Below are 9,678 nucleotides of genomic sequence, written 5' to 3'. Positions count from 1 at the left end.
CGCGAAGACGGTTGCTCATCCAGCATTGCTACCCGCTGACGCACCGCCTTCGCGAGCAAGCCCGCTCCCACAAGGTTTCTGTTGCCTATACCAATGCTGTGCGCCTACAGCCCCAAATCAGACAGGCCCGGATGATCATCCGGCCGGCGACCCAGCGGCCAATGGAATTTGCGTTCGCTTTCCTGGATCGGCATGTCGTTGATGCAAGCGTAGCGGTTGGACATCAACCCTTGCTCGTCAAATTCCCAGTTCTCATTGCCGTAGGAGCGGAACCAGTTGCCCGAATCGTCGTGCCATTCGTAGGCGTAGCGCACGGCGATACGGTTACCCGTGAAGGCCCACAACTCCTTGATCAGCCGGTAATCCAGTTCCTTGGCCCATTTGCGGGTCAGGAAGGCCTTGGCCTCTTCGCGGTTATGGGCGAATTCGGCGCGGTTGCGCCATTGAGTGTCCAGCGTATAGGCCAAGGACACGCGTTGCGGGTCGCGGGAATTCCAGCCGTCCTCGGCCAGGCGAATTTTTTCAATGGCCGATTCACGGGTGAAAGGCGGCAAAGGTGGACGAACTTCAGCAGAGGATGACATGGCAAATCTCCAGTGAGTGATTGAACAAGCGGCACAACGGTTTACGGGGAACGGGTTATTCAGTTTCAGCCAATAAGGACTTCAGTATGTTTTGGGCCTGGTCGGCGGCGCTGTGATCGCCCATGACCAGGGCGACAGTAATGGCGCCATCGATCAGAATCAGTAATTGCCGGGCCAAGGCATCCGGGTTCTCGACGTCTTGTTCCGTGCACAGCCGGGTTACATAGTCGAGCAACTTCTGTTTATGCAGTTTGGCGACTTGGCGGACCGGGTTCTGTGGGTCGCCGGTCTCGCCACTGGTGTTGATGAACGCACAGCCGCGGAAACCTTCGCTGTCGAACCAGGTTCTGAGCACGGTAAACAGGTTAAGCAGCCGGGCGCTCGGGGTAGGGGCCTTATCGACCTCACTGCTGAACCAGTGCATCCAGCGTTCGTCGCGGCGATGGAGCGCGGCCACGATCAGCTCGTCCTTATTGGCAAAGTAGCGATAGATGCTTTTCCTGGAGACGCCAGCGGTTTTCACCAGCCGGTCCATGCCAGTGGCCGCGATGCCACTTTTGTAGATCAACTTTTCGGCGACATCGAGAATAATGTCTCGGGTCTCATTGCTATTGATTTCGCTCATGGGGCTAACAGTAGAACGATCGTTCTCCTTGGTCAAATTGTTTTTTCATGAAGCCCTGAAGACCCGAACCCATCGATGGTGTAAGCTCAACCATCCTTCGGATTCGACCTTTTGCGAGCCCTATGCCGTCGCTTTTCAAACGCTCCTTGCTGCCCAAGCTGCGCAGCTTTGCATTGACCGCCGATGCCGTGACCATCCTCGATGGCGCAGCCGAGTTCCGCCGTTGCCTGCTGGAGAAAATCGCCCAGGCCACCCAACGCATCTACATCGTCGCCCTGTACCTGCAAGAGGACGAGGCCGGGCAGGAAATCCTCGATGCCTTGCACGCCGCCAAAGCCGCGCGTCCGGAACTGGACGTGGTCGTACTGGTGGACTGGCTGCGAGCCCAGCGCGGGCTGATCGGCGCCAAGAAGCAGCCGGGCAATTCGGCGTGGTATCAGGAGCAGACCCGCACTCACACCAGCGAAGTGCCGATCTACGGCGTGCCGGTGCAGACCCGCGAGTTGTTCGGCGTGCTGCACCTCAAAGGCTTCGTGATCGACGACTGTGTGCTCTACAGCGGCGCCAGCCTCAATAACGTCTACCTGCACAAGTTCGACAAATACCGCTACGACCGCTACCACCTGTTGCGCAACGAGGCACTGGCCGACTCGATGCAGCACCTGGTACAGCATGGTTTGATTGCCTCCAGCGCCGTGCATCGTCTGGATTTGCCGAACCTGCCCAGCACTCGCAGCCTGCGCAAGGACATCGGCGATCTGCGCAGCCGGCTCAAGTACGCAGCGTATGACACGCAGGCCGGCAGCCTCGACAAGAGCAGCCTGTCGGTGAGCCCGTTGCTGGGCGTGGGCAAGAACAATCCGTTAAGCCGGGTGATCGGCGAACTGATTGCCAGCAGCCGCCGGCAACTGACCATCTGTACGCCGTATTTCAATCTGCCCCTGGGGGTGACCCGGGAGATCAATCGCGCGCTGGCTCGCGGGGTCAAGATCGACATTATCGTCGGCGACAAAACCGCCAACGACTTCTACATGCCGCCCAGCGAGCCGTTCAAGATCATCGCCGCATTGCCCTATCTCTACGAAATCAGCCTGCGACGCTTCGCCAAGCGGCATCAGCGCTACATCGACAGCGGCCACTTGAACCTGCACCTGTGGCGTGACGGTGACAATACCTATCACCTCAAGGGCATGTGGATCGACGAACGCTACACCTTGCTGACCGGCAATAATCTCAACCCGCGGGCGTTTCGCCTGGACCTGGAAAACGCGTTGTTGCTGGATGACCCCAAGGGCGAGCTGCTGGAGCCGCGCCAGGCCGAGCTTGAGCAGATTTACCGGCACACCCGGCGCATCGATCGATATCTGGACCTGGAAACCCTGCCCGACTATCCCGCCGCAGTCGCCAGGTTTCTGAAACGGGTCAGCCGGGTGCGGATAGAGCGGCTGCTTTACCGGATCCTGTGAAAGCCGCGGCCATGTCGGAAAAGGACACCATCTCCATCCAGTTGGTGCGTGAGGCGCTGCTGCAAAGCTGCGCCCCTGGGGCGGCCACCGATGAAGTGCTGAGCAAGGTTGGTATCGACCCTGGATTGCTCGACAACCCCCAGGCGAGGGTTCCGGCTCACGCCTATGCGCGACTCTGGCGTTTGCTGGCCCGGCGACTGGATGACGAGTTCTTTGGCATGGATCGGCGCAAGCTCAAGTCGGGAAGCCTGGCCTTTCTTTGCCAGTGCGCCATGGCCCAGCCGACGTTGGCGGGCGGGTTGACCGCGGGGCTTGGGTTCCTCTCGCTGATGTTCGAACAGTTGCCGGCCCAATGGGTCCGCCAGCAGAGCCTGGCGGAAATCGTCCTGCTGGAGGACGATCAGGATCCGCGCCGGGCCTTCACCTATTTCACCTACTGGATGATTGTTCATGGCGTGGCCTGCTGGCTGGCCGGGCGGCGTATTCCGATTCTTTCCATTGAGTTGCGTTGTCCGGAACCGGATTTCTGTGACGACTACCGTGTGATGTTCTCGCGGAACCTGCGCTTTGACCGGCCCCGTACCCGGATGATCTTTTCCGCCGAATGCCTGGACCTGCCCATTAGGCGCAGCACCGAGGAGCTCAACCGCTTTCTGGCCCAGGCACCGGCCAACATTCTGGTCAAATATCGCGACCCGCAAAGCCTCGCCAGCCGCATCAGGCACGACCTGCGCCAGTTACCGCCCGAGCAGTGGCCGGAGACCGAGGCTTTGGCCCAGCAGCTGTGCGTTTCGGCCTCGACCTTACGCCGGCGCTTGGCGGAGGAGGGCCAGACGTATCAAGGGCTCAAGGACAGTGTGCGCAAGGAATTGGCAATCAACTGGCTGGCCGAACCTTCCCTCAGTTTCGTGGACATCGCCGCGCGCTTGGGGTTTGCCGATGCCAGCTCCTTCTACAAGGCGTTTCGCAAGTGGTCCGGGTCCAATCCGGGGCATTATCGCAGCCTGATTCTCAACGATGCTGGCTGATCCGGCAGGTGGGTTGACTGGGCTGACGCTATCGCGGGCAAGCCTTGCTCCCACATAGGATTCGCATTGCCCCGGTGGGAGCAAGGCTTGCCCGCGATAGCGGCCTCCCAGGTCCCACATCACCCAACCATGGCCAAACCAGTCAAACAACTTGATGGCTTTGACTATTGCCGCCCAAGCCCTTCGGCGCGAGTATTTCCCTGCTGTTTACGGTTCCCCCAACCAATAACAAGTACAGAGGGATTCTGGTCATGCGCGATTACTCGTCCGCCACGTCACAGTTCGATTACCTGCACACCGTCAACGCCGCGCTGCACGGCTCGCTCGAGGCGCTGAACGCCTGTGTCGAATGTTGCGACCGGCATACGTTGCCGGGGCGCATTGCCTTGTTCTGGGAGGGCCGCGACGGGAGCGACGCGACCTGGACTTACCGTGACCTGCAGGACAACGCCGCGCGTTTTGCAAATTTTCTGCTGGCCCAAGGCGTGGGCAAGGGTGACAAGGTGGCCGGCCTGCTGCCGCGCACCGCTGAATTGCTGATCGTGGTACTCGCCACTTGGCGCATCGGGGCGGTGTATCAGCCGTTGTTCACGGCGTTCGGTCCAAAGGCCATCGAGCACCGCCTGGGCAGCTCTGGCGCACGCGTTGTGATCACCGATGCGGTCAATCGTCCCAAACTCAACGAGGTTGCCGGTTGCCCCACCGTTGTCACGGTCGGCGGCGTAAAAGGCCAGGGCATCGTGCGCGGCGACTACAGTTTCTGGGCAGAAGTGGCGAACCATGCCAACCAGTGCGAACCGGTGATGCTCAGTGGCGAAGACCCGTTCCTGTTGATGTTTACCTCCGGCACCACCGGGCCGGCCAAGGCGCTGTCGGTGCCGCTCAAGGCCATCGTCGCGTTTCAGAGTTACATGCGTGACGCCGTAGACCTGCGTCCCGAAGACGCCTTCTGGAACGTCGCTGACCCGGGCTGGGCCTACGGCATCTACTTCGGCGTGACCGGCCCTCTGGCAATGGGACATCCGATCACGTTCTACGATGGCCCGTTCACCCTGGAAAGCACGTGTCGAGTCATCAACAAGTACGGCATCACCAACCTCGCCGGGTCACCCACCGCCTATCGTTTGTTGATCGCCGGGGGCGAGCAGTTCGCCCGCTCGATCAAGGGCACGCTGCGCGTGGTCAGCAGCGCCGGCGAGCCGTTGAACCCGGAGGTCATCCGCTGGTTTGCCGACAACCTGAACGTGGTGATCCACGATCACTACGGCCAGACCGAACTGGGCATGGTGCTGTGCAATCACCATGGGCTGGAGCATCCGGTGCACATGGGCGCGGCCGGTTTCGCCTCGCCGGGCCACCGGATCGTGGTGCTGGACGAACATCATGCTGAATTGGGCGTCGGGCAGCCCGGGATTCTCGCTGTTGATCGCGGCCAGTCGCCAATGTGCTGGTTCGCCGGTTACGAGGGCGGGCCAACCAAGGCGTTCGTCGGCGATTATTACCTGAGCGGCGACACCGTCGAGTTCAACCCCGACGGCAGCATCAGCTTCGTCGGCCGCAGCGACGATGTGATCACCACCTCCGGCTATCGCGTCGGCCCGTTCGATGTTGAAAGCGCGCTGATCGAGCACCCGGCGGTGGTCGAGGCAGCGGTGGTCGGCAAACCCGATCCTGAGCGCACCGAGCTGGTGAAAGCCTTCGTGGTGCTCGGCGCCCAATACCGCGCTGCGCCGCAGCTGGCCGAGGAGTTGCGCCAGCACGTGCGTAACCGCCTGGCCGCCCATGCTTATCCCCGTGAAATCGAATTTGTCAGTGATCTGCCGAAAACCCCTAGCGGCAAATTGCAGCGCTTTATCTTGCGCAACCAGGAAATCGCCAAGGCCCAAGAAGCGGCGGCGCATAACGTTTCAGCTTGAATCCAAGGAAACCATGATGCAGATCGACAACAAGATTTTCCTCGTCAGCGGCGGTGCGTCGGGCCTCGGCGCGGCCACCGGTGAGATGCTGGTCAAGGCCGGCGCCAAGGTGATGCTGGTGGACCTCAACGCCGACGCCGTGGCTGCCCAGGCGCAAAAACTTGGCTGCCAGAGCGTGGTGGCGGATATCAGTGACGAGGCGGCTGCGGCTGCGGCGGTCAAGGCCACTGTGGATGCGTTCGGCGGCCTCAACGGCCTGGTGAACTGCGCCGGCATCGTGCGCGGCGAGAAGATCCTCGGCAAGAATGGCCCGCACGCGCTGGCCAGCTTCAGCCAGGTGATCAACGTCAACCTGATTGGCAGCTTCAATCTGTTGCGTCTGGCCGCCGCCGCCATCAGTGAAACCGAGGCTGATGCCGAGGGTGAGCGTGGGGTGATCATCAACACCGCTTCGGTGGCGGCGTTCGACGGCCAGATCGGTCAGGCGGCCTACGCGGCGTCCAAGGGCGCCATCGCCAGCTTGACCCTGCCGGCCGCCCGGGAACTGGCGCGTTTCGGTATCCGCGTGATGACCATCGCCCCGGGTATTTTCGAAACCCCGATGATGGCCGGCATGACGCCCGAAGTACGCGACTCCCTGGCCGCCGGCGTGCCTTTTCCACCGCGCCTGGGCAAACCGGCCGAGTACGCGGCGCTGGTCAGGCATATCATTGAAAACAGCATGCTCAACGGCGAGGTGATCCGTCTCGACGGCGCCTTGCGTATGGCCGCCAAGTAGGAGCAATAGTCATGTCCAACGATCCGATTGTTATTGTCAGCGCCGTCCGCACGCCCATGGGCGGCTTTCAAGGTGAACTGAAAAGCCTCAGCGCCCCGCAACTGGGAGCCGCCGCCATTAAAGCTGCCGTGGAGCGGGCCGGCATTGCCCCTGGTGCGGTTGAAGAAGTGCTGTTTGGCTGTGTGCTCGCGGCCGGCCAGGGCCAGGCTCCGGCGCGCCAGGCTGCACTGGGGGCCGGGCTCGACAAGTCGACCCGCTGCACCACGCTCAACAAGATGTGTGGTTCGGGCATGGAAGCGGCGATCCTCGCTCATGACATGCTCGTCGCCGGCAGCGCCGAGGTGGTCGTGGCTGGCGGTATGGAAAGCATGTCCAACGCGCCATACCTGCTCGATCGGGCTCGCAGCGGCTACCGAATGGGCCACGGCAAGGTACTCGACCATATGTTCCTCGATGGCCTGGAAGATGCCTACGACAAGGGCCGCCTGATGGGCACCTTTGCCGAAGACTGCGCTGAAGCCAACGGTTTCAGCCGTGAAGCCCAGGATGCCTTCGCCATCGCTTCCACCACCCGTGCCCAACAGGCGATCAAGGACGGCAGTTTTGACGCCGAGATCGTGCCGTTGCAGGTCATGGTCGGCAAGGAACAGGTCACCGTGTACCACGACGAGCAGCCGCCCAAGGCCCGTTTGGACAAGATCGCCTCGCTCAAACCGGCGTTCCGTGAGGGTGGAACGGTGACAGCGGCCAATGCCAGTTCCATCTCCGACGGTGCGGCAGCGCTGGTGCTGATGCGCCAGAGCCAGGCTCGGGAGCGAGGCTTGAAGCCGTTGGCGGTGATTCACGGCCACGCGGCGTTTGCCGACACGCCGAGCCTGTTCCCCACTGCACCCATCGGCGCGGTAAAAAAACTGATGAACAAAACCGGTTGGTCGCTCGACGACGTGGAGCTGTTTGAAATCAACGAAGCTTTCGCGGTAGTGGCGTTGGCGACCATGGGCAAGCTGGAGATCCCCCATGACAAGGTCAACATTCACGGCGGCGCCTGCGCGTTGGGTCACCCCATCGGTGCGTCGGGCGCGCGGATCCTGGTGACGCTGCTTTCGGCCCTGCGCCAGAAAGGCCTCAAGCGTGGCGTCGCGGCAATCTGCATCGGTGGCGGCGAAGCCACGGCCATGGCCGTTGAATGCCTGTATTGAGGAATCACCATGCTCCCGACTGAAGAACAGACTCAAATCAGCGACGTGGCCCGGCAGTTCGCTCAGGAACGCTTGAAACCGTTCGCCGCCGAATGGGACCGTGAACACCGTTTCCCTAAGGAAGCCATTGCTGCAATGGCCGAACTGGGCTTCTTCGGCATGCTCGTGCCGGAGCAGTGGGGCGGTTGCGACACTGGCTACCTGACGTATGCCATGGCCCTGGAAGAGATCGCTGCCGGCGACGGGGCGTGCTCGACCATCATGAGCGTGCACAACTCGGTGGGCTGCGTGCCGATCCTCAAGTTTGGCAGCGATGAGCAGAAGGCCAAATTCCTCACCCCCCTGGCCAGCGGTGCGATGCTCGGTGCCTTTGCGCTGACCGAGCCCCAGGCCGGTTCGGACGCCAGTAGCCTCAAGACCCGGGCACGGTTGGACGGCGACCACTATGTGCTCAATGGTTGCAAGCAGTTCATCACCTCCGGGCAGAACGCCGGGGTGGTGATTGTGTTTGCGGTGACCAATCCGAGCGCCGGCAAGCGTGGCATCAGTGCGTTCATCGTGCCCACCGATTCGCCGGGCTACAGCGTGGCGCGGGTCGAAGACAAGCTGGGTCAGCACGCCTCCGACACCTGCCAGATCCTGTTTGAGGATGTGCGTGTTCCGGTGGGCAACCGCTTGGGAGAGGAGGGCGAGGGCTACAAGATCGCCCTGGCGAACCTGGAAGGCGGGCGGGTCGGTATCGCGGCGCAGTCCGTGGGCATGGCTCGCGCGGCGTTCGAAGCGGCCCGCGACTATGCTCGCGAGCGGCAAAGTTTCGGCAAGCCGATCATCGAGCACCAGGCCGTGGCGTTCCGGCTGGCGGACATGGCGACCCAGATCGCCGTGGCGCGGCAAATGGTCCATTACGCCGCGGCGCTGCGCGACAACGGCCAGCCGGCGTTGGTGCAAGCGTCCATGGCCAAGCTGTTCGCCTCGGAAATGGCCGAAAAAGTCTGCTCCATGGCGTTGCAAACCCTGGGCGGTTACGGTTACCTCAACGACTTCCCGCTGGAGCGCATCTACCGCGACGTGCGGGTCTGCCAGATCTATGAAGGCACCAGCGACATTCAGCGCATGGTCATTTCGCGCAATCTTTGAACAGGAGTCCTGCATGAGCTATGAAACGATTTTATTGGAGATCAAGGACCGCGTTGGCCTGATCACCCTCAACCGCCCCCAGGCGTTGAACGCCTTGAACGCGCAGATCGTCAGCGAGTTGAACCAGGCGCTGGATACGCTGGAGGCTGACCCGAAGATTGGCTGCATCGTGCTGACCGGCTCGAAAAAAGCCTTTGCCGCCGGTGCTGACATCAAGGAAATGGCGGAGCTGACCTATCCGCAGATTTACCTCGATGACCTGTTCAGCGACAGCGACCGGGTGGCCAACCGGCGCAAGCCGATCATCGCGGCAGTGAACGGTTTTGCCTTGGGCGGTGGTTGCGAACTGGCGTTGATGTGCGACTTTATCCTGGCCGGTGACAATGCCAGGTTCGGCCAGCCGGAAATCAACCTTGGGGTACTGCCGGGCATGGGCGGGACCCAGCGCCTGACTCGCGCAGTGGGCAAGGCCAAGGCAATGGAAATGTGCCTGACCGGTCGATTTATCGACGCCGTGGAAGCTGAGCGTTGCGGCATCGTTGCGCGCATTGTGCCGGCTGATGAACTGTTGGACGACGCGCTGAAAACCGCCGCTCTGATTGCGTCCAAGTCAGTGCCCATCAGCATGATGGTCAAGGAAAGCGTTAACCGCGCCTTTGAGGTCAGCCTGTCCGAAGGTGTGCGTTTCGAGCGCCGGGTCTTCCACGCTGCATTTGCCACGCACGATCAGAAGGAAGGCATGGCGGCGTTCGTGGCCAAGCGGGCGGCGGAGTTCCAGGACAAGTAATGCGGCGTTCTGACTGACGCCATCGCGAGCAGGCTCGCTCCCACAGTGGATTTACGGTGTACGCAATCTCTGTGTACGCCGCCGGCCCCCGTGGGAGCGGGCTTGCTCGCGAAGACGCCGGTACATTCAGGACAGAAGTCGCCTGACCCAGCGCTTTC

Annotated in this window: 9 protein-coding genes; 7 read left to right on the top strand and 2 right to left on the bottom strand. The window is 61.8% G+C overall.

The window, feature by feature from the left end; genetic code table 11:
• Positions 1–104: 104 nt before the first annotated feature.
• Together MA884_RS09670 and MA884_RS09665 are read right to left on the bottom strand one after the other, a co-directional pair.
• Positions 105–584 carry a nuclear transport factor 2 family protein gene (locus tag MA884_RS09670; protein ID WP_256230269.1) on the bottom strand — a complete coding sequence of 160 codons (480 nt, stop codon included), beginning with the start codon at positions 582–584 and terminating at the stop codon, positions 105–107.
• Between the two features lie 55 nt (positions 585–639).
• Positions 640–1,209, bottom strand: coding sequence for a TetR/AcrR family transcriptional regulator (locus MA884_RS09665; protein WP_256230268.1), 570 nt, complete (start codon positions 1,207–1,209; stop codon positions 640–642).
• Between the two features lie 122 nt (positions 1,210–1,331).
• On the opposite strand from MA884_RS09665, the gene pssA reads away from it, so the two are divergent.
• The 7 genes from pssA (at position 1,332) to MA884_RS09630 (ending at position 9,520) form a co-directional block, all read left to right on the top strand.
• The gene (pssA, locus tag MA884_RS09660) at positions 1,332–2,675 is read left to right on the top strand and encodes a CDP-diacylglycerol--serine O-phosphatidyltransferase (RefSeq protein ID WP_256230267.1); all 1,344 of its coding nucleotides are present in this window, start codon (positions 1,332–1,334) and stop codon (positions 2,673–2,675) included.
• An 11-nt stretch (positions 2,676–2,686) separates the two neighbouring features.
• Entirely contained in the window at positions 2,687–3,703 is a 1,017-nt protein-coding gene (locus MA884_RS09655; protein ID WP_256230266.1) for an AraC family transcriptional regulator, read from the top strand.
• A 251-nt stretch (positions 3,704–3,954) separates the two neighbouring features.
• Complete coding sequence (locus MA884_RS09650) at positions 3,955–5,619, top strand: AMP-binding protein (RefSeq protein ID WP_256230265.1); 1,665 nt, start codon at positions 3,955–3,957, stop codon at positions 5,617–5,619.
• Positions 5,620–5,635: 16 nt separating this feature from the next.
• Complete coding sequence (locus MA884_RS09645; protein ID WP_256230264.1) at positions 5,636–6,397, top strand: SDR family NAD(P)-dependent oxidoreductase; 762 nt, start codon at positions 5,636–5,638, stop codon at positions 6,395–6,397.
• Positions 6,398–6,408: 11 nt separating this feature from the next.
• Positions 6,409–7,596, top strand: a complete 1,188-nt coding sequence (locus MA884_RS09640; RefSeq protein WP_256230263.1) for an acetyl-CoA C-acyltransferase — start codon at positions 6,409–6,411, stop codon at positions 7,594–7,596.
• A 9-nt stretch (positions 7,597–7,605) separates the two neighbouring features.
• A complete protein-coding gene (locus tag MA884_RS09635; RefSeq protein WP_256230262.1) occupies positions 7,606–8,733 on the top strand; it encodes an acyl-CoA dehydrogenase in 1,128 nt (375 codons plus the stop codon).
• Between the two features lie 13 nt (positions 8,734–8,746).
• On the top strand, positions 8,747–9,520 hold the full coding sequence (locus tag MA884_RS09630) for an enoyl-CoA hydratase (RefSeq protein WP_256230261.1): 774 nt from the start codon (positions 8,747–8,749) through the stop codon (positions 9,518–9,520).
• Positions 9,521–9,678: the final 158 nt, after the last annotated feature.

Origin of the sequence: Pseudomonas sp. Q11 (assembly GCF_024494355.1) — a bacterium.
In the GTDB taxonomy this organism is placed as follows: Bacteria; Pseudomonadota; Gammaproteobacteria; order Pseudomonadales; family Pseudomonadaceae; genus Aquipseudomonas; species Aquipseudomonas hefeiensis.
Note: the sequence above shows the minus strand (reverse complement) of the source record. Positions and strands in the feature narration are given on the sequence as shown.